1 pseudogene is annotated in these 385 nt (G+C 64.7%); it reads left to right on the top strand.

Annotated features, from left to right (window positions below):
• A pseudogene (gene cttP / locus FLP08_RS17295) lies at positions 1 to 348 on the top strand (trichloroethylene chemotactic transducer CttP); the annotation flags it as partial.
• Positions 349 to 385: the final 37 nt, after the last annotated feature.

The following is a 385-nucleotide window of genomic DNA, read 5'->3' as shown; positions in this document are numbered from 1 at the left end:
GATTCCAAGCACAAGATCCAGGGCATGCTCGATGACCTGGAGGCGATGAACCGGCACACCCTGAAGGTCATCCACGAACTGGACCGGCTCTCGCTGGAAGTCGGCCAGGGCGTCGACGCGGCGGTCACCGCCCTGCAATTCCAGGACATGGGCAGCCAGTTGCTCGGCCAGATGCGCAAGCACCATGCGCGTCTTGGCGCCTTCGCCCTCGGCCTCGGCGCGCTGGAGGCGCGACCGCGCCAGGAATGGCCCGAACGGGTCGCACGGGAGGTCGAGGAACTGCGCCGGCCCTTGCCCAGCCCGGTGAGCCAGAACAGCGTCAACGTGGGCGAAGTGGAATTGTTCTGAGGGGTATCGATAGCCAATCCGTCTAACCGGATAACTA

Source organism: Christiangramia aestuarii (assembly GCF_009735585.1).
Lineage (GTDB): Bacteria > Bacteroidota > Bacteroidia > Flavobacteriales > Flavobacteriaceae > Christiangramia > Christiangramia aestuarii.
Note: the sequence above shows the minus strand (reverse complement) of the source record. Positions and strands in the feature narration are given on the sequence as shown.